The sequence below is a fragment of the Streptomyces sp. NPDC055239 genome, from assembly GCF_053606205.1.
Genome location: NZ_JBSGRD010000016.1, coordinates 1 through 21,185, shown reverse-complemented (window position 1 = coordinate 21,185; position 21,185 = coordinate 1). Strand labels below are relative to the sequence as shown.

Below are 21,185 nucleotides of genomic sequence, written 5' to 3'. Positions count from 1 at the left end.
GTTCCGTAGGTTCCGGAGCTCGAGCAGCGAGGTTGAGCGCTATGCCGAAGACCGTTGTGCGGAAGACCGGAGCTGTCGGGATGACCGGGGCGCTGCCCCCGATCATCCAGGGCGGGATGGGCGTCGGCGTCTCCGACTGGCGGCTGGCCCGCGCCGTCTCCCGCGCCGGACAGCTCGGCGTCGTCTCCGGTACGGCGCTCGACGCGGTTCTCGCCCGTCGCCTCCAGCTCGGTGACCCGGGCGGCCACGTGCGGCGCGCTCTCGCGGCTTTCCCCGTACCGGAGTTGGCGTCCGCCGCCGTCGACCGCTTCTACGTCGAAGGGGGCATCGGCGAGCGCGAACGCTTTCGTACGGTGCCCATGCTGCGAGCCGATCGGGGTCGGCCCGCCGAGCTCCTGACCATGCTCGGCAATTTCGTCGAGGTGTGGCTGGCCAAGGAGGGGCACGAGGAGTGTGAGGGGCACGAGGAGTGTGAGGCGTGCGAGGGCCGCGTAGGCATCAATTACCTGGGGAGAGTCGAACTGGCCCTGGCGCCAGCGATGTTCGGAGCGATACTCGCGGGCGTCGACTGTGTCCTCGTCGGCGCCGGTGTCCCCGGTCATGTCCCGGAGCTGGCCACACGGCTGGCCCGCGCGGAGCCGGTGACGGTCGCCGTCACGGTGGAAGGCGATGACGAGACGTACTCCCACCTCTTCGACCCGAGGGCGGCCTTGACCGGTGGTGGCGCCCCGGTGGAGGAAGCCCGCTGCGGCGGGGACTGCGACTGCGCCTGCGGATCGGAAGGTTCCGGCGGCACCGGCAGCACGGGCAGGGGGACGCGCCGGGTGCAGGACGTGCGGATCGACGGGCTGCGTGCGGCCCGTTCCTCACCTCGCGAGCCGGTGAAGGCGGTTGAGGCGGACAACAGCGGTCCGTCGGCGACCGGGCTGCGTCGCCCCGACGTCCTCGCCATCGTCTCGCTGCCCGTGCTCGCCTCGTATCTCGCCAGGGACGAGATCACCCGGCCCGACGGCTTCGTCATCGAGACCCACGGCGCGGGCGGGCACAGTGCACCGCCGCGCGGCAGACTTCGCCTTGACCCGGAAGGCGATCCGGTCTACGGCCCCCGCGACCACCCCGACCTGGCCAGGATGACCGCGCTCGGCATCCCCTACTGGCTGGCCGGCGGGGCCGCTCACCCCGACCGGCTGTCGGCGGCCCGCGCGGCCGGGGCCCGTGGGGTGCAGGTCGGCAGCGCGTTCGCGCTCAGTGAGGACTCCGGGATCGAGCCGGAACTGCGCGGGGAGCTGAGGGTGCGGGCCCATGCGGGGACCCTCACGGTGCGCAACGACCCCTCGGCGTCCCCGACCGGCTTCCCCTTCAAGGTCGCGAAGGTGCCGGGGACCCTCTCCGACCCCGGTGTCATCGCCGACCGCCGCCGCGTCTGCGACCTCGGATATCTGCGGACGCCCTACCGAACCCCCAAGGGAACCATCGGCTACCGCTGCCCGGCCGAACCAGAGGCGGCCTATCTGCGCAAGGGCGGCGACCCGGCCGACACCGAGGGGCGGCTGTGTCTGTGCAACGGGCTGCTCGCCACGGTCGGGCTCGGCCAGCGACGCCCCCACGGAGGCGTCGAACCGCTCATCGCCACGCTCGGCCAGGACCTCGGCTTCCTCGCCGAACTGAGCCCGGACGGCGCACCCTACGGCGCGGTCGACGTCGTGCGGTGGATGCTCGACCGCCGACCTCAGACGGCACGCCGACGACCCAGCACGACGCCTCTCCTGCGCGGATACGGTGGGCGGCATGTCTGATCAGGTGGGGATCGAGCGCGGGGCCGAGCGAGTCGTCGAGGCGTGGGGGCGGCTCGAATCCTGGTTGCGGGAGCATGCCCCCCGCTCGCATGCCACGCTGCTCCCGCCTGCCACCGAGGCCGAGATGGCGCAGGGGGAGCGGCTGCTGGCGACCGCGTGGCGACCGGCGGGACAGGAGCCCCTGAGTTTCCCGCCGGAGTTGAAGGCGCTGTGGCGGCTGTGTGCGTCGGCGCGCAACGACGAGGAAGTGGAAGGAGACGAGGAGGGAGAGATCTGGGCGGACCTGTTCCTCCCCGGAGGGTGCGTATTCCTGCCTCCCGAGGACATGGCACAGGCACGGCTGAGGGTGGAAGCGGTCGAGGGGGACAGGAGGTACTGGACTCCGTCGCACAACGTGCCGTGTGTCGTCCGCTACCCCGAGGCGGTCGAGTCCGGTCTGTACATCCGGGCGTCCACCGGCCCGGAGCAGGGAGTCATGGGGCGCTTCGCGGTCTATGAGGGCCACGACATCGACGAGCCCGCTCACCCCTCGCTGAGCTCCTACCTCGAAGCTGTCGTCGCCGTCCTCGAACACGGTGGAGGGCCGTTGGGCGAGGACAGGTTCCAGCGGCCGGCCGTCAGCCTGGGCTGCTTGATCTGGGTGTGTCCGGCCAGTGAAGACCTGGACGTTCCGTGGGAACTGGTCCATCCGCGGCACGGCTGAACCTGCGCCGCTCGAATGGGGCCCCGGTCGTCCGGTCTGTGCCGGTTTCGGCATGAGGGTGTGGGCCGGGCACACCCTTGAGTGGCCGTCGAGGGGTGATCGAGGGGGATTTGGCAGGGGGGTGGTGGTGGGCCCACCACCACTCGGGGGGTGGTGTGTGTCGGCGGGACCTCGTGGGTGGGGCGGGTGTGGGGGAGGCTCATGGAGACACAGACGCCACCGACTCAGGGGGAGGGCGAGTCTTATGGGCCCGCAACTCGTACAGTTCACGCGCCCGCAGAGCAGCCGGGTGGTCGGGGACGCGGTCAGCGCGCTGTGCCAAGGGGTGTTCGAGCCGCTGCCGCGGGCCGACCAGCGGCGCAAGGCCGAGCTGTACGTACGGGGGCTCCTCACCGCCCGGGGGCGCAAGACCATGCGCAACATCGCCGCGCACGCCGGGATGCCCGCGGGGGAGCAGAGTCTGCACCACTTCATCTCGTGCTCCACCTGGGACTGGCGTCCGGTGCGCGCCAATCTCGCGGCTCAGCTCGACGGGCTGCTCAACCTCCAGGCCTGGGTGGTCAAACCCATGGTCATCCCCAAGTCGGGGGCGCACTCGGTCGGCGTCGAGCGGCGCTTCGACGCCGGGTCGGGGCACATGGTCAGCGGGCAGCAGGCCTTCGGCATGTGGGCCGTGTCGGACGACATGAGCGTGCCGGTCAGCTGGGCGCTGCACCTGCCGGACGAGACCACGCTCGCGGGCTGCGCGGCCCGCGCCGTGCTCGACCTCGCCGAGACCCGCACCCTTCCCCGGCTGCCGGTCGTCATGGACGCCGTCGCGGGCGGTGCCGACACCGTCCCTTCGCAGCTCGCTTCGGCCGGTGTGCCGTTTCTTCTCGAGGTCGGGGCGGGTGCGCAGGTTCAGGTGACTGATCCCCAACTGCCCGGTGCGGCAGCGGAGTTGAGCACCGTCGGACGTGTCATCGACGCAGCCGGGGCACTGCGACGCCCGGTGCGGTACGAGGACCGGGCCGACCGTTCCCTACGCACCGGGTTCCTCGCCGCGGTCCGGGTGGAGCTCCCCGAATCCGCGGCCGGGCCCCGCCGCCGTACGCAGCCCCGTCGGCCGCTGCTGCTCGTCGGCGAGTGGACGGATGCCCGGCGACGGCCCGAGCGGTACTGGCTGACCGACCTCACCACCGCCCCGCCTGCCCTGCTGCTGCGCCTTGCCCAGCTCTCACGCCGTATCGAACGCGGCGCCACCGACCAGTCCGACCGGGTCGGCATGCGCGACTTCGAGGGGCGTTCGTTCCAGGGCTGGCACCGGCACGTCACGCTCGCCTCCGCCGCCCACGCGGCCGCCGCGCTCTCCGACCAGCACTCCGGTGGCTATGCGGCGGCCACCCGGCGCTGCTCGGCCTAGGGTGCTACCCCTCGCCCGCCTCCGGGTCGAGCGTCTCCCGGGTGCGGTGCAGGCGCAGGGCCAGCTGGACCTCCAGGGCGCGGGAAGGATCCTGCCAGTCCTCGCCCAGGAGCGCGGTGATGCGTTCCAGGCGGCGCGAGACGGTGTTCGGGTGCACGTGCAGGGATTCGGCGGCGTACGTGGGGCTGCTGCCCGACTGGAAGTACGCCTCCAAGGTCTGTACGAGGTTGGTGAAGCGATGGGTGTCGTAGTCGATGACCGGACCGATGGCGTGCGTGATGTAGTCGCCCACACTGTGGCGGTCGCCGAGCAGCAGACCGAGGAAGCCCAACTCACGTGCGGACGCGGTCGATCCGTTGCCGCCGAGCGCGCTCAGGGCGTTGAGGCAGCGGACCGCCTCCGCGTACGTCGGCTCGATGTCCTCGATACGGGTCGACGGGCCCGCCGCGCCCACCGTGACGGGGTGGCCGAGCAGCGGAGTGAGTTCGCGGGAGATCTGCCGGGCTGTGGCGCCGGGGTCCTCGGAGGGCAGCAGCAGAACGATGCAGCCGCCGCGCACCCGCGAGAGGCCGCCGAAGCGCAGGGCGTACGACGAAGCCCAGACCACGGCACGGCCCTGCGAGCCGCCCTCGGGCCGGATGACCACGGCGGTGTACGCGCGCTCCAGATCGAGGCCAAGACTGCGGGCGCGGTCGCGCAGTTGGGGCAGCGGGCGCTGCGCGGGGCTGAGCAGCGCGTCGAAGAACTCGTCGCGCACCTGGCTCTCGGCCACCGCCGTGTTGCGCTGCATCAGGAGCAGCACGCCCGTGGTTCCCGCGGTGAGCTGGAGCAGTTCGAGGTCGGTGGGGGAGAGTGCGTCGGTGGCGTGCAGGAGCAGCGAGCCGAGACGTTCGGTACCGGCCGTCACCGGGGCGAGCCAACCGGTGTCGGTGAGCTGGATGGGCTCCTGGGCCACCTGGGCCTCCAGGGTGGCACCCGCCACCCGGGCGAGGTCCGCCGCGGGCAGGTCGCCGGTGGCGGCGAGCGTACGGCTGCCGAGGTCGAGGACGGCGACCGTGCCGCCGAGCGACTCCGCGGCCAGTTCGGTCAGCGCGCCGAGGCCGGAGCCTTCGAGGAGCAGGTCGATCATGCGGCGGTGGATGCCGTTGACGCGGTGGGCGGCGGCCAGTTCGGACTTGGCACGGGCGCCGTACTGCTCCAGGTCCGCGATGTCGAGGCGCGCCTGGTTGAGCACCCGGGCCTTCTCTATGGCCACCGTGGCGAGGTCGCCGAGCGAGGACATCAGGGCTATCTCGCCCGGGGTGAAATGGCGTACGTCGCGGTCGGCGGAGTAGAGCACGCCGAAGGACGTCTCGCGGTGGCGCAGCGGCACGGCGAGGATGGCGTGCAGACCCTCTGCGCGGACCACGTCGTCGATCACCGGGTGGTGGGTGATGCGGTCGTCCGCCATGTAGTCGTGGGTCCAGAACGGCGCGGTGTTCTGCCGCGCGGCGCTGCCGAGACCCCCCTCGCGCGGCACGCGGAAGCCGACGGTGAGCGCGGTGGCGTGCCCGTCGGCGGTGCGCACGTAGCTGTCGCCCGCCTCGTCGTCGTGGAAGCTGATGTAGGCCATGTCGAGGTTGAGCAGCAGCCGCGCGCGTCGGGTGATCACCTTGAGCAGGGTGTCGAGATCGTAGGGGAGCGTCAGGTCGCGCGCGGTGTCGACGAGCGCGGAGAGCCCGGCCTCGCGCTGCTGGCGCCGGCCGAGCTGGGTCCGTACGGCAAGACCCAGTTCCAATGCCGCGCGCAGCTCTTCGAGTTCGGCCTCCGACGCGCCGAGTCGACGCGTGGACGCGGCGAGTTCGTCGTACGCGGATGCGGGTGCTTCCTTGGCCAGGAGTTCGAGTACGGCCAGAGCGGCGGCCTGCGTGGGGACAGAGTCCAATGTCAAGGCTCGTCCTCCAGGTCAAGGGGTGGCTCGCTAGGTGAGACAGGTCGGAATGTAAGCGAAGTACCTGTCCATGGTCAATTGCTAACTCTTCGTGTGCATTAACGGATCTGCTCCCTCCGGATGCCCGGCATCCCGCCGCCCGCTCTCCAGTGGCCTTTGTTGTTGATTGGGCGCCTTTGGGGTGCGGAGCAGTGGCCACAGCACCACCGTGGCCACTCTGGTGTGTTGACCGGTCACCTTCCGTGCCGGACCGCCCCCGAACAAGACTCCTCGGCATCCGGTCGCTCCCACCAGGGCGACCGGGGCCACTGCCGAGGGTCACCAAGGGGGAACAGCCGGTATGCAGCAGAAGCAGATCGTCGCCGAATCGGTCAACGCGGGATCGGTCAAAGCGGAATCGGTCAACGCGGAATTCGAAGTACGGGACTACGAGCGTTCGTTGGCTCGCAGCGCCGTGTCACGCACCCGTGCCGACCGCCCGCACACCTTCGAACTGCGCGGACGCACCTGGGACCTGCTCGACGAGGTCTTCGCCCCCATCTACTCGCCGTCGACCCGAATAGGCCTCGACTTCCTCGGCTGGACCGAGGAGGTCCTCGCGCCCCGCAGTGGCTCCCTCCTGGAGATCGGCTGCGGAACCGGGATGATCGCGGTGACCGGAGCCCTGGCCGGCTGCGACCGCGTGGTCGCGTCGGACATCAACCCGCGCGCCGTCGAGAACGCCAGGCTCAACGCCGCCCGGCACGGCGTGGCCGACCGGGTCGAGGCCGTGTACAGCGACATGTTCGAAGGACTCGACCCCGCCGAGCGCTTCGACCTGGTCTTCTGGAGCTCCAACTACGTCCTCGCGCCCGCCGGGCACACCTACGGTTCCGCGCACGACGCGGCCTACGTCGACCCCGGCTACGCAGCCCACCGGCGCTTCCTCGCGGGTGCCGGGGAGCGGCTCACGCCGGGCGGTTCGGCGCTGCTGCACTTCAGCTCGCGCGGCGACCTCGACGAGCTGTACGCCATGGCGGCGAGGGAGGGACGCGAACTGCGCACCCTGCGCTCGCAGTTCGTGCCCGAGGGTGAGCTGATGGTCGAGCACCTGCTTCTGGAGATCGTCCCGGCCGTGCGCTGAGGGCTCCGTGCGGCCCGCCGGTCCGGCTGTCAGGCTCTCGCCGGTCCGGCCCCGCAGGACCTATCCGACCATCCGACGCTCCCTTCCTCCTTCCTCCAGCGAGGTCCCCGTGCGCACGCTTCTGGTCGACAACTACGACTCGTTCACCTACAACCTCTTCCACCAGATCGCGGAGGTGACCGGCGTCGAACCGGTCGTGCTGCGCAACGACGAGGCGCGATGGAGCCCGGAGCTGCTCGACGGCTTCGACGCGGTGGTGCTCTCGCCGGGCCCCGGAACCCCCGAGCGGCGGGCGGACTTCGGTCTCTGCCAGGACGTCCTCGACCACGGCGACCTGCCCGTTCTCGGCATCTGCCTGGGACACCAGGGTCTTGCCCGCGCACACGGTGGGCGGGTCGTCCGTGCGGCAGAGCCCCGGCACGGCCGCACGTCGATGGTGCGGCACGACGGAACGGGCCTGTTCGCGGGTCTTCCCACCCCGTTCGAGGTGGTGCGCTACCACTCGCTGGCCGTCACCGACCTGCCCGACGAGCTCGTGGCCACCGCGTGGAGCGACGACGGCACGGTGATGGGCATCGCACACCGCGAACTGCCGCGCTGGGGCGTGCAGTTCCATCCCGAGTCGATTCGCACCACGTACGGGCACGAGCTGCTGCGCGGCTTCAAGGAACTGGTCACCGAGCACCACGCCCGCGCCGGGAGCGGGAAGCGTCGCACGGCGCCGTCTCCCGCACGGACCCCCGCAGCCCCCGAGACCACCGAGACCCTCGCGGCCCCCGCGGCGCCCCGTCGACGGCTGCGGGTGCTCACCGACTTCCTCACCACGCGCTGGGACGACGAGGTGGCCTTCGACGCCCTGTTCCGCGGCTCGGCGCACTCGTTCTGGCTGGACAGCAGCCGCTCCGACGGCATCGGCCGGTTCTCCTTCCTCGGCGACGCCGCGGGACCGCTCGCCCGGGTCGCGACCGCCGACGTCGCCAGCGGCACGGTCACCGTGTCCGGGGCGGGCGGCCCGACCGAGCAGCTCGTCGCCGAGCACTTCCTCGACTGGATCGACCGCGACCTGCGTGCCGCCGACGTCCAACTCCCCGACCTGCCCTTCGCGTTCGCGCTCGGCTGGGTCGGCTACCTCGGCTACGAACTCAAGGCGCAGTGCGGCGGCGACGCGGCGCACCGCGCCGAACAGCCCGACGCGGTCATGGTGTTCGCCGACCGTGCCGTGGTGCTCGACCACCACACCGGTACGAGCTACCTCCTCGCGCTCGCCGAGGACGGCGACGAACGGGCCGCCCGCGCCTGGCTCGACGACACCGCCGAACGGCTGCGCACACTGGCGGGACGCACACTGCCCGTACCGGCGCCCCAGGAACCGCTCACCGGACTGCGCCTGCGCCACGACCGGGACCGCTACCTCGCGCTCATCGAGGAGTGCCAGGACGAGATCGCGGCCGGTGAGACGTACGAGGTGTGCCTCACCAACATGGCGGAGGCGGACGGTGCGCCCGACCCGTGGGAGACCTACCGGGCGATGCGGCGCTCCCACCCGGCGCCGTTCGGCGCGCTGCTCGGCTTCGGCGACGTCTCCGTCCTCAGCACGTCGCCCGAACGCTTCCTGCGGATCAGCGCCGACGGGTGCGCCGAGTCGCGGCCCATCAAGGGCACCCGGCCGCGCGGCGCGGATCCCGTCGAGGACGAGGCGATCCGCAGGGAACTCGCGGCGTGCGAGAAGGACCGCTCGGAGAACCTGATGATCGTCGACCTGGTCCGCAACGACCTGGGGCGGTGCGCCGACATCGGGACCGTGGAGGCCGACGACATCTTCCGCGTGGAGACCTACGCGAGCGTGCACCAGCTGGTCAGCACGGTGCGGGCGCGGCTCAGGCCCGGGGTCACGGCTGTCGACTGCGTACGTTCCTCATTCCCCGGCGGCTCGATGACCGGGGCGCCGAAGCTGCGCACCATGCAGCTCATCGACCGCCTCGAAGCGGGCCCGCGCGGGGTGTACGCGGGCGCCATCGGCTACTTCTCCCTCTCCGGGGCCGCCGACCTGAGCGTGGTGATCCGGACCCTGGTCCTTACGCCGGGGCGGGCCGCGTACGGGATCGGCGGCGCGATCGTCGCGCTGTCCGACCCGGCGGACGAGTTCGAGGAGACCGCGGTGAAGTCGGCCCCGCTGCTCGGCCTCACCGACGCCGGTTTCCCGGGCCGCGCGGGGGCGCTGACCCCGGTCGCGGGCTGACCCCCTCTCGTCCGTACTCCGGTCGCCGCCCCGCGTCGCTCAGCAGGGGTGGCGACCGGCCTGTTCCATCGCCTGTGCCACCTCGTCCACCAAGGCGTGCCACGCGTCGTTCTGGTGGCGTGGGGCGTCCTGCCCCAGTTCCTGGACCCGCCGGGGCCACTCGACGCCCAGGTCCGACAGGAGCTCGAGGTCGGCGTGGGCGGCGGCGGTCCGGCCCGACAGGGTGTCGCCCTCCATGGGGACCACCGACCCGGACAGCAGCCGCAGACCCTCGGCGGTCAGCGACTGCGCCGTGCCCTCGGCGATCAGGCCGCCCGCGAGCCTTGCGGCCTGATCCGTGTCCACCGACCAGACGAGGCGGTGCGGACGGGCGCCCGCACGGACCAGGTCGTGCCAGCGCGGGGTGTCGAGGACGTGTTCGTACGCGCTGAACACGAGCCGGGCCACCGCGATGCCGATGCGGCGGTCGAGGCCCTGCGCGGCGGGTCCGGTGTGTGCGGCGAGCAGCGGTCGCGCCGCCTCCTCGATCGCGCTGACCGGGATGTGCACCGCGGCCGGGACACCGGCCAGGGACAGGCCCGCGGCATGGGCCCGTTCGAGGCCTTGCAGCCACGCGTCGAGGACCTGGTGATACTGCTCAGCGCTGTACACAGGACCCACGGCGACGCCGATGCCCTCGGCGAGACAGTCGCTCATCGTGGCCATGCCCACCGGGTCGGCGGGCAGCCCGGCCAGCAGATTGGGCCGGTCCACCGTCCAGTGCAGCCAGCGCGCCTCGGCGAGCGCCGCCCGCGCGTCGAGGGTGTGGCCCACTGGAGCGCAGGCCATGCCCTCGGCGCCGCGGCTCGCCGACCACACCGGCAGGAGCGCCGCGCACACCGCACGCGCCCCTCGGGCCGCCACCGTGCGCGCGACCTCGGCGGGAGCAGCCCCGTACGCGGCCGATTCACCTACGGCGGTCCTGTCCTGCCGGGATCCGAGAACGCCCGGGTCGCCGTCGCCGCCGGCCGGTGCGCAGGTCACGCCGGTGACACCGAGGGCGTCGACCGCGTGGTCGAGGGTGCCGTTCTCGATCAGCCGTCCGTCGACGCCGTCGAGCCACAAGGACAGTCCCTCCGCGCGCAGTTGCCTGAGCGGGTCGGTCGTCATCCTCGTCTCCTCGGCATCGGCCCGGGGCCGGGACGACGTGCTGCCCATGGGTGTCTCGTTCCGTGAGTTCGATGGTGCGGAGCCATTGAGCCGACGGTAGGCAGGTGGGTGCCCAAGGACCAATCGCGGCACCGGACTTTGTCACTGGCAGGGCAAAAAACCGCCGCACCTGACAAAGTCGCGGCTCACGCCTCCATCGAGAGCAGCTGACGCTCCGGATGCACCTGCTCCTGCTGATAGCCGTGCTCCAGGAGCTCCCCGGCCGGGCGGACCCGAGGGGCCCGCACCAGAACGCGCTTGAGCCAGCGGTCGGTGCCGTCGTAGCGGGCCCGGAACGCGACCCTGCCGTGCACCACCGCGTCGTTGTCCACGACGAGCAGGTCACCGGGTTCCAGCGGCACGATGAACCCGCACTCCTCGAAGGCGGCGCCCAGCTCGTCGTACGCGGCGGCGAACTGCGGGTCGTCGGTCAACGGGCGTGTGTAGGAAGGGTCGTAGCGCACGCACAGTCCGTCGTCGCCGTCCCAGACGGTCGCCATGGGGACCCGCTCCTGATGAACGGCGTCCTCGTCCTCGTAACTGTCGTCGGGCTCGATGACCAGAGCGGGGCGGCGCAGCTGCTCGACGGTCCGGGCGGCAAGCCGGGCCCGGCGGATGCCCGCAAGCCGTGTCCCTATGTTGTCCGGGTTGCGTACGCAGGCCAGCAGCAGCAGATCGGCCCGCTCGGGATGGAAGCCGTCCTCGTTGTGCCAGGCCAGCGGCACCGTGCTGCTCGCGCCGACCTGCATCTCCTCGCAGCCGGGGCTCGGCAGGATGTTGTGCACCATCCGGCCGTCCTGCTGGTCGCGCCAGCCGAAGACCCGGCCGAGAAGACGCGCGGCGAGGGCGAGTGCCACGTCGTGCGCCGCCGAGTCGTCGGGGTCGGTGGCCGACCAGTGGGCGGGGGTGGGGCCAGGATCGGCGAAGCCGTCGAACAGGCCCCGCACCACCCGGTAGCCGTCCGTCGGGTGGGGCGTGCCGAGCCAATCGCGCAGGTCGGTCGCGAGCGGCTCGGGCAGCTGCCACTCGGCGCGGGCGAGCACCGTGTCGCCGAGCGCGCCGGCCGCGACCCGGGCGTGCACCTCTTCGGTGAACGCCTCCCGCAGGTGCGCGGGCAGGGTGTGGATCGTCGTGTCGGGCATGGGGGCCTTTCCGTTCACGGGCGGTCGGGGTGCGAGGGAGGGGGTGGGCGGCGTCGGGTTCACAGTGATCGGGCCGCCGCGTGCAGCCGGTCGAGTGCGAGTTCCTGGTCGGTCAGGAGGTGCTTGGCCCGGTTGCGTACGGAGGTCTCCGCGACCGCCGGTTCTTCGCGGGCCATGGCGACCCCGATCCGCAGCGCGCTCCAGTGGTGGGCGACGCGGTCCACGGTGCGTGCCGCCTCCAGGAGGGCGGGGGATTCGAAGTCGCGGGCCGTGGCGGTGAGATAGTCGCCGTGCACGCCGGTCATCGCGAGGACCGCGCCGGTGACGATGAAGGTCTCGTCGATCACGGAGGCGTCGCCCGCCGCGAGCCGGTCGCCGAGCTCGTCGAGGTACCTGCGCTGGCCCGCGAGCCCGGACAGCTCGGGCCCCGGATGGCTGCTGCCGAAGCCCGCCTCATTGACGGCGAGTACCTGGCGTACGAAGTCACGGTCGTGCGGCGGGAGTTCGCCCTCCACGCCGACCTCGAGCCAGCGGTTGGCCACCGGGTTGTCGGTGAAGAACAGGTCCCGGTCGTGCAGGACCGGATTGGCCGAGTCGCGTGCGTCGGTGAACTGGCCTATGGGGATGGCGCCTTGGAAGCGCGGCGGGACCGAGTCACAGATCAGTACGAGGTCACGCTCGTCGTCGAAGCCGTACGCGGTGAGCAGGTGATTGGTGTGCACATCGCGGTAGGCGGGACGGAACGGCAGATGGAAGTTGTCGGCGGCGACCGCGACGGGCGCCCCCGCGAGGATCGCGGCCCGCACCTCGCCCCAGCCGGACGCGGCGTCATCGGGCCAGTGCCAGCGCGACCACACCGGGTGGTGCGGGGCCATGCTCTCCAGGAGGCCGTCGCGGTGCAGCGGGAAGAAGTACTCCTCGCGCCGCACGTCGCCGGGCCGGTGGAAGAAGCCCCAGTGCGCGCCGAGCACCTGGAGCGGATCCAGGCCGTGGTGGCGAAGGAGCCCGCCCATGGTGGTGTGCAGGCAGTGGCCCAGGTCGTGGCGCCAGTGGGCGATGTCGGACAGCTCCACCCTCATGCTTCTACCGTCCTTCGGGTCTCCAGGGTCATGGCGAAGAGGTGCATGGCCGGGTTGTCGGGGAGTTCGACGGCCGTCACGGCGCCCGGCACGGTGACCGGCACGCGCTGCGACCAGACGGACGGCCGCATGTTGTGCTGCGAATGGCGCGGATACATCAGGTAGCGGGTACGGAAGGCGAGGAGCTCGCCGAACCGCTGGTCGGTCTCGGGCCAGAAGTCCGAGACGCGCAGCCACTGGCGGCGGGTCGCGCCGTCCGCGTAGTGCAGGACGAGCTCGTCCTCGGTGCGGCGCTCGGCGGCGGCGAGCACATGGATCCACTGCGGCTCGGCCGCGCTCGGGAGCGTCACCGACTGGCCCCGGCAGCGCAGGTTGTCGAGTGAGCCGCCTGCCACGGCGGGGCCACGGCCCGGCAGCCGGAACGGGACGCCCTCGACGACGGCCTCGCCTTCCTCACCGGGCAGGCCCTCCGCCGGGAAGGTGTTTCCCCATACGTTGAAACCGCCGGTGGTCGGCCAGCGCCTGGGTGCCGAGACACCCATTCCGTTGAAGAGTCCTTCCAGGTCGACCGGGGTGAACACGTCGGTGTCCACCCGTGCCGGGGCGGTCTCGATTAGGTTCGCCATATGAACCTCCTTGACAGTGCGATAGACGTTGCGTTCATGGGATTCGGCGGTGGCCCGGCGGTTACCCCGGATGTCGTCGGCCAGGTGGCCGCGGTCACCCGGGCCTCGTTCGCCGACGCCGATCCGCTGCCCGGTCTGCCCGCGCCGGACGGTGCGACCGAGTCCGCCGATGTGGTGAGCGCCGACCTCGCGGCGGGCGCGGGCCTCTGGATCGCCAGGGACGCCGAAGGACGACTGCTCGGCAGCATCCGTGCGGTGCCCAAGGGAGCGGATGCCTGGGAGGTGCGTCGGCTCGGCGTGGCTCCCGCGGCCCTCGGCACCGGGCTCGCCCGGCGTCTGGTGCGGGCCCTTGAGTCGGACGCGGCGGCGGCCGGCGCGGACCGGGTGGTCCTCGACGCGGTCGTGGAACGCGGCAACCCCCCGGTCTACGCCCGGCTCGGCTACCGCACCGTCCGCTACCTCCCCAACCCCGACAAGCCACTGTCCGAGGTCACGATGGAGCGGGCGCTCGACACACCGCCCGAGCCCGCCGCCCATCCGCACCCCACCGGCACCCTTGCCGTGGGCACCGCCCTGGTGGACTGGTTCGCCACCGGCGACGGCCGCGTCTCGGCCGTGCTCACCGCCGTGACAGGACCGGACGAGTTCGCCGGACTCGCCGCGCGCAGGACCCGGGCCGGTGGCGGCCACCACCTCGGCAGCGACGCCTGGCCGGATCTGGGCCAAGAGGCGTGCGAATGGCGGGAGTTGCTCGCCGCTCACGCCGACCGGGCCGAGACCGACCCGGCGTACGGGGATCTGCTGACCTTCGACCGGGGTCCGGCCGATGTCGCGCCCTTCCTGATGCCCCGTACGTTCGCCGATCCCGTCCTCGCGCTGTGCCGCAGCATTCCGAGGGACCTCCCGGCGCGTTCCTAGGACTAGGGCGCGTGGCGGACCACCTCCTCGGCGGCCGCGGCGATCCGCTCCGCGGTCACTCCGGCGAGCGCGAGCAACTCACGCTCGCTGCCCACCTCGTCGTGGAAGCCGTCAGGCACCCCGATCCGGCGCACCCGGCACGGATGCCGCTCGGCGGTCAGCTCGCTCACCGCGGAGCCGAGCCCGCCGACCAGGACGTGGTCCTCGACCGTGACGAGGCCCGCCGTCTCGCGCGCCGCGGCGAGGACCGCCGCCTCGTCGAGCGGCTTGACGGTGTGCATGTTCAGGACCCGCGCGCCGATGCCGCGCGCGGCGAGCAGATCCGCGGCGGCGAGCGCCTCGGAGACCGGAAGCGGCCCGGTCGCCACCACGGTCACGTCGTCGCCGCCGCGCAGCACGTCGGCCCGGCCGATGCGGAACGTGTACGGCCCCTCGTGGACCAGGCCCGTCGCCTTGCGGCCGAGACGGATGTAGACGGGGCCGGGGAAGGCGTCGGTGTCGGCGACCGCACGGATCGCGTACTCGGTCTCGGCGGCGTCGGCCGGAACGACCACCGTCAGGTTCGGCAGGGTGCGCAGGATCGCCACGTCCTCAAGGGCGTGGTGGGTCGGACCGTAGTGGCCCGCCGAGAAGCCGCCGTGCGTGCCGACGATGCGCACCGGCAGGTTGTTGCCCGCGATGTCGACCTTCACCTGTTCGCAGGCGCGCGTCGCCGCGAACGAGGCGATGGTGTTGGCGAACGGCACCAGACCGTCGGCCGCGAGCCCCGCCGAGACCCCCATCAGGTTCGCCTCGGCGATGCCCACATTGACGTACTGATCCGGGAGTTCGGCCTCGAAGCCGTCCTCGAACCCGCCCATGTCGGTGTCCACCACGAAGATGCGCGGGTCGGACTTGGCGAGGTCGAGCAGGGTCGCCCGGTACACGTCCCGGCTCGCGGCCTCGTACCGCTGCCGCCAGGCGGCTGTCTCGTCCGCTGCCTTCTCCGCGACGGGTACGGTCTTCGCTACGTCGTCGACGACGGTCACGGCTGCCTCCTCGATCGGGCCCGCAGACCGGCGAGCGCACGCCGGTGCAGATTCGGGCTGAGCTTCACCGAATGCGACTTCTTCTTGTCCTCGAAGAGCGGGACGCCCTTGCCCTTGACCGTCTCGGCGATCACCATCGTCGGCCGGTCGTCCGGCGCGGGCGGCGCCGTGAGCGCGGCGCGCAGCGCGTCCAGGTCGTGGCCGTCTGCCTCGACCGTGTGCCAGCCGAACGCCCGCCACTTGTCGGCGAGGGGTTCGAGACCCATCCGTTCCTCGGTGTGGCCGGTGATCTGGAGCCGGTTGCGGTCGACGATCGCGGTCAGGTTGCCGAGCCGCAGATGCGCCGCCGACATGGCGGCCTCCCACACCGAGCCCTCCTGGATCTCACCGTCTCCCATCAGGACGAACACCCGGCTCGGGCGGCCCTGGCGGCGGGCGGCGAGCGCGCTGCCCACGCCGAGCGAGAGACCGTGCCCGAGCGAACCCGAGGGGAACTCGACGCCCGGCAGGCGGCGCAGCGGATGCCCGGCGAGGCGCCCGCCCGTCACCCCGTACGACGCCAGTTCCTCGGTGGGCAGGAAGCCCCGGGCGGCGAGCACGGCGTAAAGGGCGGCGCTCGCGTGCCCCTTGCTCAGGATGAAACGGTCCCGGTCGGCCCAGTCGGGCTCGTCGGGGCGCAGCCGAAGGACCTCGTTGTAGAGCAGCGTCATGATGTCCGCCGCCGAGAGGCTGCCGCCGACGTGGGTGCCGTCGGGGCTCGTGCCCATCTCCAGGATCTGCTCACGGACCAGCTGGGCGAGTTCGGCGGTGGGCAGGGATGTAGTGGTGGGCGGGGCGGTTTGCGTGACGAGTACGTCGCTCATGTCAGACGCCCGCCTTCTGCGGCGTGCGCCACGCGGGGCGGTGGTTCTGGCCCGCCGCGGCGGTGCCGAGCACGTCCAGATGGCCCCACACCTTCTCGAAGGCGTCCGCGATGCGCTGGAGCACGGGACCCGACGACGGGTTGAGGTGCCAGCGCTGCAGGGTGAGCGAGTCCTCGATGACTTCGCAGGTGACCGGGAAGTCCTCGGCCCGGTGGCCGAGTTCGCGGAACGCGGGCTGACCTGGCAGCGGAACCACCTGGTAGGGCTGCACGGGTACGCCCTCGGCGCGCAGTGCGCGGTGCAGCATCGCGCGCATCGCTCCGGGCTCGACCCCGGCGTGGCCCATCGCCGTCACGTCGAAGCGCAGCCGCAGGATGTGCCAGGCGTGGGTGCGGTCGGCCGGGGTGTGCGGGGTCAGGATGCCGGGAAGCGCGCCGACCCGGTCGAGGAACGCCGTCACATTGCGGGTGCGGGCCGCGTGGTACTCGTCGAGGCGGTCCAGCTGGGCGCGGGCGAAGGAGGCCTGCACGGCGCTCAGCTTCTCGTTGCCCGCAAGGAGCCGCGAGCGGTAGTCGCGCTCCTTGGCGCCCTGGAGCTGCTCGCCGAACTGGCGGCGCAGCTCGACCTGGCGGTGCAGCTCGGCCGAGTCCGTGGTGACGAGACCGCCCTCGCCGCACGTCGGCAGGTTCTTCACCACGTTGAGGCTGAAGGTGGCGATGTCGCCGAGCGAGCCGGTGCGGGCACCCTGATAGGTCGCCGCGTGCGACTGGGCCGCGTCCTCGACGAGGAGCAGCCCGTGCCGGTCGGCGAGGGCCCGGAAGGCGGTCATGTCGGCGGGCAGGCCGTGCAGATGGACCACGATGACGGCCCGGGTGCGCGGCGTGATCGCGGCTTCGGCGGCGGCCGGGTCCATGCAGAAGGTGACCGGGTCGATGTCCACGAACACCGGCTTCAGCGAGCGCTGTACGGGGCCGATCGCGCTGGCGATGAAGGTGAACGCGGGCACGAGCACCTCGGCGCCGGGCTCGATCCCCGCTGCGGCCAGGGCGAGTTCGATGGCGGCGGTGCCGTTCGAGACGGCGGCGCAGTGCGCCGTCCCCACGTACCGGGCCCACTCCCGCTCCAGGAGCTGGACCTCTCCGTCGGTGTTGTTGGACGTGAACTGTCCGCTGTCGAAGACCCGCAGGGCGCCCTCGCGCTCCGCGTCGGTCACCACCGGCCAGCCGATCAGTGCCGGGTCGGCGTCCTGGGCGGTCACCGTGCGGGTGCCGCCGAACATGGCGAGCTTGGTCATGGTGGTCATGCTCCGTTCGGGAGGCCGGGGAGGCCGGCGGCGCGGTCGGGGCCGACGGCGTCGAGGGAGTGCACGGTGAGTCCGGGCCTGTTCGGCAGCCGCAGTCCGACGAGCTCCGAGCGCCGGGGCACGGGGACGCGCGCGGTGCGCAGGTCGCCGTCGGCAGGTGCGGCAGGTGCGGCCGGTCCGGCAGGTCCTGTGGTGCGCAGCCACTCGGGGTCGGCGCCCTCGCGGTAGTGCAGCCACACCTCCTCGTCGACCTCGGCCGGGTCGTCGGCGGCCACCAGGAGGCGGATCCAGTCGTAGTGACCGGCGGGCACGGCGAGCAGGCGGCCGTCGCAGGGCACGGGCGCGTCGAGCTGGATCACGGTGACCTTCGCAGCCGTGGTCGCTGCCGTGGTCACGGGCGCTGTCGCGGTCTGCGCGTTCAGGGGCGTCATGGGGACGGTCTCCAGGTCGCTGCGGGTCGTGGCCGTCACCGGACGGCGGGGGTCGGGTCGAGCGGGCGACCGGGACGGTCGATGGGTTCGATGCGGTCGATCCCGTCGAGACGGTCCAGTACGTAGTCGACGTAACGGCCGACCATGCCGGTGCCCAGGACGTCGATCGCGCCGTGGAACTCGGGCGTGTGGTTGACCTCGTTGACGAAGAGCTCGCCGTCAGGGCCCTCCAGGAGGTCCACCGCGAGCACGCCCTCGCCCATCGCCTCGGCGGTGGCGACCAGGAGCTTCTCCAGGTCAGGGCCGACCGGGCAGACGACCGGGCGTCCACCGCGCGCGGTGTTGGTGCGCCAGTGGTCGGAGTACTTGTAGATCGCGCCGACCACCTCGCGCCCGAAGACGTACGCGCGGATGTCGCGGCCGGGCTTGTCCACGTAGTCCTGGATGTAGGTGATCTGGTGCTGCGGCCCTGTCAGGGCCGCCTTGTGCTCAAGGACCGCCTCGGCCGTCTCGCGCTCCTTGAACCGTGCGCCGAGCCGTCCCCAGGATCCGGTGAGGGGCTTGGCGACCACCGGGTAGCCGAAGTCGTCAAGGGCGTCGAGGGCCGCGTCCGGGGTCAGACCCACCAGGACGCGCGGAGTGGGGATGCCCGAGTCGAGCAGCCGCAGCGTGGTCAGCAGCTTGTCGCCGCACGTGGTGATGATGTCATGGCTGTTCACGACGGTCAGGCCCGCGTGTTCGAGCAGCCGCGTCGCGTACACGTTCCGGGTGTGCGAGATCTCCCGGCTCAGCGCGCCACGGTAGGGCAGCCGGGGCTGGTCCGGGCGGAACACGGCCGTACGGGTGTCGAGCAGTTCGTAGCGCACCCGGCGCCGGTCGAACTCGTCGAGCAGACGGCGCTCCTCGACGCGGATGCGCGAGTGGAGCACGGCGATCGGCGCGGCCGGGTCCCTGTCGGCGAGGAAGGGGCCGCCGGGCGTGGCCGTTTCGGTCGTGGCATCGGTCGTCGGATCGGTCGTCGGATCGGTCATTGGGATGCACCCGCTTTCTCGCCCGCGCCCACCGGGACCCGGCCGAGCGCGTCGGTCAGGAGCCCGAGGGCGTCGGTCAGTACGTCGATGGCGAGCCGGTAGTCGCGCAGGTCGATGTGCTCGTGGTCGGTGTGGTCGAGACTCGCGTCGCCAGGCCCGTACGCCGCCACCGGGCAACCCCAGTGCGGCGCCACCACGTTCATGTCGGACGAGCCGAGCTTGACCTTGGCGACGGGCTTGCGGCCGCGCCCCCGGATGGCCGCGGTCAGCGCCCGCGCCACGGGGTCGGTGCGCGACGAGCGGACCGCGTCGGTCCGCTCCACCACGGTGATCCGGCCGCCGCTGGCCCGCTCGGTCAGCCAGTCCAGGAGGCCGTCGGTGTCGAAGCCGGGCGGCACCCGGCACGAGATGTCGAGCACGGCCCGCTCGATGTCACCGGTCATCCCCACCAGAGCGGGCAGCGCCTGCTCGAAGAAGGGGGCATCCGGGTGGAACAGGGCCAGCTTGTCCCGGAGTTGGGACCAGAATCCGGTGGCGACCTCGGTGGCCTTCTCCTCCGGGCTGCTGGTGTGGGCGGCAGGGCGCTCGACCTCGTAGCGAAGGCGCAGGATGCCCTTGTAGCCGAGCACCACCCCGTCGACCCCGCTCGGTTCGCCGATCACCAGGGCGTCGGGCGCGTACCGGTCGATCAGATGGCGCGCCCCCTTGGACTCCCGCTCCTCCTCCACGGCCCCGACCACGACGATCCGGGCGGCGGTACCGGCGTTCGCGGCGCGGGCCGCGGCCCATGCCATCGCGGCCAGCGGGCCCTTGGCGTCGACGGCGCCCCGGCCGTGCAGCACATCCCCGTCGCGGACGACGGGCAGGATGCCGGGCACGGTGTCGATGTGCCCGAGCAGCATGATCACCGGACCATCGGCTCCACCGGTCTCACCGACCGCGTTGCCCGCAGCGTCGACGTACGCGGTGAAGCCGGCCGACTTGAACCAGCGCACCAGCGCCCGCGCGGCCGTCTCCTCGTCACCCGACACGGAGGGCGTGCCCACGAGTTCGAGCAGCAGAGGTACGGGGTCGGGTTCTGCCGGTGCCGTGGCGGCGGAACGGGATGCGTTCACGGCCGGGACTCCCCGGCGGCCGGGCCGATCGCGTTGTAGTCCACGAGGAGCATGTCGCGCACGCCCTCGCCGTCGGTCGCCGCGATCGGCGTGACCTCGTGCATGATCGCCGCGTCCACGACCACCATCCCGTCCAGCGGGTCGAGCAGTGTGAGCCGGGTGTCGGGACGCCCGTCGCGGTAGACGATCGACTCGCCGCCGACGCAGCCGCGTCGGCCGAGCAGGTGCATGCCTATGTAGTCGTGCCCGTCGCGGTGGCGGCCCTCGGGGGTGGGCAGTCCGGGAGTGGCACCGGCGATGGTGCGCACGAAGTGCAGCCCGATCTCCCAGTGCGTGCGGTCGTCGCCGCTGCGGATGAGCCGCAGGCCGTCGGCGAGCAGCCGCAGCAGCACCGGGTGCGACAGGTGCTCCTGGGCTACGGGCTCGAAGAGGCGGGCCCGGCCCATGTGGATCGGGATGTGCTCGGCGGACTGCTGGAACACGGAGTGCGCGAGCGGCGTGAACTCCGGTTCAGGACCGGTGACTTCGGCACGAACCCGGCCGTAGCGGCGGTAGCGGTAAGTGCTGCCGCCGAGGTTCTGGTCGAGTGCCAGGTCGTCCCAGAGGGCCTGGAAGGAGGAGAGGGTCTCGGGGGCGAACCGGTCGGGGTTCTGGGCGGCGCGCAGCACGGTGAAGCCCTCGATGAAGAGCTCCGATCCGGCGAGTTCGGTCGCCAGGGCGCGGTCCGCCCCGGTGTCACTGCTTGCTGCTGCGCCGATCGCCTGGTTGGTGATCACGGGTGCGGTGGCCATACGGAGCTCTCCATTCGCCCGCCCGGACTGCCGGGCGGTGTCGGTACGGGGGTCACGGGTGGTGCGGCAGGAAGTTCATGGGAGGCGTCAGCCGGCGAGGGCCGCCTCGGGCGCCGGTTCGTCGCTGACCGGTTCGCTGAGTCGCGCGGCGAGTTGCTCGATGGTGTGGTTGCCGAGCAGCACGGACAGCGGCACCGGGGAGCCCGCGTCCGAGAGCAGCTGGAACACCTGGACCGCGCGCAGCGAGTCCCCGCCCACGTCGTAGAAGTCGTCCTCGACCCCGATGTCCCGCACGCCGAGCACCTCGGACCACAGCTCGACGAGGGCGGACTCGTCGGCGGTACGTGGTGCCACCCGCTCGCGCCGCTCCACCAGGCCTTCTGGTGGGGGGAGTTGGGTGGTGTTGGTCTTGCCGTTGGGGTGTTGGGGGAGGGTGGTGAGGTGGGTGAGGTAGGTGGGGATCATGGCTGGGGGGAG

Annotated in this window: 19 protein-coding genes; 6 read left to right on the top strand and 13 right to left on the bottom strand. The window is 72.1% G+C overall.

The window, feature by feature from the left end:
- Positions 1 to 41: 41 nt before the first annotated feature.
- From ACWFRJ_RS37490 to ACWFRJ_RS37480, 3 genes are all read left to right on the top strand, one after another.
- A complete protein-coding gene (locus tag ACWFRJ_RS37490) occupies positions 42 to 1,796 on the top strand; it encodes a hypothetical protein (RefSeq protein ID WP_453541656.1) in 1,755 nt (584 codons plus the stop codon).
- Positions 1,789 to 2,499: a hypothetical protein gene (locus ACWFRJ_RS37485; RefSeq protein WP_453541653.1), complete on the top strand. Its 711-nt coding sequence runs from the start codon at positions 1,789 to 1,791 to the stop codon at positions 2,497 to 2,499. The genes ACWFRJ_RS37490 and ACWFRJ_RS37485 overlap by 8 nt, the downstream gene beginning before the upstream one ends.
- Before the next feature lie 244 nt (positions 2,500 to 2,743).
- Positions 2,744 to 3,901: an IS701 family transposase gene (locus ACWFRJ_RS37480; RefSeq protein ID WP_453541650.1), complete on the top strand. Its 1,158-nt coding sequence runs from the start codon at positions 2,744 to 2,746 to the stop codon at positions 3,899 to 3,901.
- A gap of 4 nt (positions 3,902 to 3,905) precedes the next feature.
- Here the strand turns inward: ACWFRJ_RS37480 and ACWFRJ_RS37475 are convergent, their stop codons facing one another.
- Positions 3,906 to 5,831, bottom strand: coding sequence for a helix-turn-helix domain-containing protein (locus ACWFRJ_RS37475; RefSeq protein WP_453541647.1), 1,926 nt, complete (start codon positions 5,829 to 5,831; stop codon positions 3,906 to 3,908).
- Between the two features lie 340 nt (positions 5,832 to 6,171).
- On the opposite strand from ACWFRJ_RS37475, the gene ACWFRJ_RS37470 reads away from it, so the two are divergent.
- Positions 6,172 to 6,954: a methyltransferase domain-containing protein gene (locus ACWFRJ_RS37470; RefSeq protein ID WP_453541644.1), complete on the top strand. Its 783-nt coding sequence runs from the start codon at positions 6,172 to 6,174 to the stop codon at positions 6,952 to 6,954.
- A 109-nt stretch (positions 6,955 to 7,063) separates the two neighbouring features.
- Complete coding sequence (gene pabB / locus ACWFRJ_RS37465; RefSeq protein ID WP_453541641.1) at positions 7,064 to 9,193, top strand: aminodeoxychorismate synthase component I; 2,130 nt, start codon at positions 7,064 to 7,066, stop codon at positions 9,191 to 9,193.
- A 39-nt stretch (positions 9,194 to 9,232) separates the two neighbouring features.
- Here pabB and ACWFRJ_RS37460 read toward each other — a convergent pair whose 3' ends face one another.
- From ACWFRJ_RS37460 to ACWFRJ_RS37445, 4 genes are all read right to left on the bottom strand, one after another.
- Positions 9,233 to 10,342: a transaldolase family protein gene (locus ACWFRJ_RS37460; RefSeq protein ID WP_453541638.1), complete on the bottom strand. Its 1,110-nt coding sequence runs from the start codon at positions 10,340 to 10,342 to the stop codon at positions 9,233 to 9,235.
- 185 nt (positions 10,343 to 10,527) lie between these two features.
- The gene (locus ACWFRJ_RS37455) at positions 10,528 to 11,523 is read right to left on the bottom strand and encodes a TauD/TfdA family dioxygenase (RefSeq protein ID WP_453541635.1); all 996 of its coding nucleotides are present in this window, start codon (positions 11,521 to 11,523) and stop codon (positions 10,528 to 10,530) included.
- A gap of 59 nt (positions 11,524 to 11,582) precedes the next feature.
- On the bottom strand, positions 11,583 to 12,602 hold the full coding sequence (locus ACWFRJ_RS37450) for a BtrH N-terminal domain-containing protein (RefSeq protein WP_453541632.1): 1,020 nt from the start codon (positions 12,600 to 12,602) through the stop codon (positions 11,583 to 11,585).
- Complete coding sequence (locus ACWFRJ_RS37445; protein ID WP_453541629.1) at positions 12,599 to 13,228, bottom strand: hypothetical protein; 630 nt, start codon at positions 13,226 to 13,228, stop codon at positions 12,599 to 12,601. Before ACWFRJ_RS37445 ends, ACWFRJ_RS37450 begins: the two co-directional genes overlap by 4 nt.
- Before the next feature lie 36 nt (positions 13,229 to 13,264).
- On the opposite strand from ACWFRJ_RS37445, the gene ACWFRJ_RS37440 reads away from it, so the two are divergent.
- Positions 13,265 to 14,146 carry a GNAT family N-acetyltransferase gene (locus ACWFRJ_RS37440; protein ID WP_453541626.1) on the top strand — a complete coding sequence of 294 codons (882 nt, stop codon included), beginning with the start codon at positions 13,265 to 13,267 and terminating at the stop codon, positions 14,144 to 14,146.
- 2 nt (positions 14,147 to 14,148) lie between these two features.
- On the opposite strand, the gene ACWFRJ_RS37435 is transcribed toward ACWFRJ_RS37440, so the two are convergent.
- From ACWFRJ_RS37435 to ACWFRJ_RS37400, 8 genes are all read right to left on the bottom strand, one after another.
- Positions 14,149 to 15,174 (bottom strand): transketolase family protein, encoded by a 1,026-nt coding sequence (locus ACWFRJ_RS37435; protein WP_453541623.1) that lies wholly within the window; start codon positions 15,172 to 15,174, stop codon positions 14,149 to 14,151.
- A complete protein-coding gene (locus tag ACWFRJ_RS37430; RefSeq protein WP_453541620.1) occupies positions 15,171 to 16,037 on the bottom strand; it encodes a transketolase in 867 nt (288 codons plus the stop codon). The genes ACWFRJ_RS37435 and ACWFRJ_RS37430 overlap by 4 nt, the downstream gene beginning before the upstream one ends.
- Position 16,038: 1 nt before the next feature.
- Positions 16,039 to 17,331: a DegT/DnrJ/EryC1/StrS family aminotransferase gene (locus tag ACWFRJ_RS37425; protein WP_453541617.1), complete on the bottom strand. Its 1,293-nt coding sequence runs from the start codon at positions 17,329 to 17,331 to the stop codon at positions 16,039 to 16,041.
- A gap of 5 nt (positions 17,332 to 17,336) precedes the next feature.
- Entirely contained in the window at positions 17,337 to 17,810 is a 474-nt protein-coding gene (locus ACWFRJ_RS37420; protein WP_453541614.1) for a hypothetical protein, read from the bottom strand.
- Positions 17,807 to 18,802, bottom strand: a complete 996-nt coding sequence (gene lysX / locus ACWFRJ_RS37415; RefSeq protein ID WP_453541611.1) for a lysine biosynthesis protein LysX — start codon at positions 18,800 to 18,802, stop codon at positions 17,807 to 17,809. The genes ACWFRJ_RS37420 and lysX overlap by 4 nt, the downstream gene beginning before the upstream one ends.
- Entirely contained in the window at positions 18,799 to 19,917 is a 1,119-nt protein-coding gene (locus ACWFRJ_RS37410; protein ID WP_453541608.1) for a [LysW]-lysine hydrolase, read from the bottom strand. Before ACWFRJ_RS37410 ends, lysX begins: the two co-directional genes overlap by 4 nt.
- Positions 19,914 to 20,708, bottom strand: coding sequence for a 2OG-Fe dioxygenase family protein (locus tag ACWFRJ_RS37405; protein ID WP_453541605.1), 795 nt, complete (start codon positions 20,706 to 20,708; stop codon positions 19,914 to 19,916). The genes ACWFRJ_RS37410 and ACWFRJ_RS37405 overlap by 4 nt, the downstream gene beginning before the upstream one ends.
- A gap of 87 nt (positions 20,709 to 20,795) precedes the next feature.
- Positions 20,796 to 21,185: phosphopantetheine-binding protein (locus tag ACWFRJ_RS37400; protein WP_453541602.1), on the bottom strand; the 390-nt coding region annotated here is incomplete at its 5' end.

Excerpts from the sequence above, each read along its gene's own strand:
- ACWFRJ_RS37490 (WP_453541656.1), top strand. The coding sequence starts at position 42 with ATGCCGAAGACCGTTGTGCGGAAGACCGGAGCTGTCGGGATGACCGGG.
- ACWFRJ_RS37485 (WP_453541653.1), top strand. The coding sequence starts at position 1,789 with ATGTCTGATCAGGTGGGGATCGAGCGCGGGGCCGAGCGAGTCGTCGAG.
- ACWFRJ_RS37480 (WP_453541650.1), top strand. The coding sequence starts at position 2,744 with ATGGGCCCGCAACTCGTACAGTTCACGCGCCCGCAGAGCAGCCGGGTG.
- ACWFRJ_RS37470 (WP_453541644.1), top strand. The coding sequence starts at position 6,172 with ATGCAGCAGAAGCAGATCGTCGCCGAATCGGTCAACGCGGGATCGGTC.
- ACWFRJ_RS37460 (WP_453541638.1), bottom strand. The coding sequence starts at position 10,342 with ATGACGACCGACCCGCTCAGGCAACTGCGCGCGGAGGGACTGTCCTTG.
- ACWFRJ_RS37455 (WP_453541635.1), bottom strand. The coding sequence starts at position 11,523 with ATGCCCGACACGACGATCCACACCCTGCCCGCGCACCTGCGGGAGGCG.
- ACWFRJ_RS37450 (WP_453541632.1), bottom strand. The coding sequence starts at position 12,602 with ATGAGGGTGGAGCTGTCCGACATCGCCCACTGGCGCCACGACCTGGGC.
- ACWFRJ_RS37445 (WP_453541629.1), bottom strand. The coding sequence starts at position 13,228 with ATGGCGAACCTAATCGAGACCGCCCCGGCACGGGTGGACACCGACGTG.
- ACWFRJ_RS37440 (WP_453541626.1), top strand. The coding sequence starts at position 13,265 with ATGGGATTCGGCGGTGGCCCGGCGGTTACCCCGGATGTCGTCGGCCAG.
- ACWFRJ_RS37430 (WP_453541620.1), bottom strand. The coding sequence starts at position 16,037 with ATGAGCGACGTACTCGTCACGCAAACCGCCCCGCCCACCACTACATCC.
- ACWFRJ_RS37425 (WP_453541617.1), bottom strand. The coding sequence starts at position 17,331 with ATGACCAAGCTCGCCATGTTCGGCGGCACCCGCACGGTGACCGCCCAG.
- lysX (WP_453541611.1), bottom strand. The coding sequence starts at position 18,802 with ATGACCGATCCGACGACCGATCCGACGACCGATGCCACGACCGAAACG.
- ACWFRJ_RS37405 (WP_453541605.1), bottom strand. The coding sequence starts at position 20,708 with ATGGCCACCGCACCCGTGATCACCAACCAGGCGATCGGCGCAGCAGCA.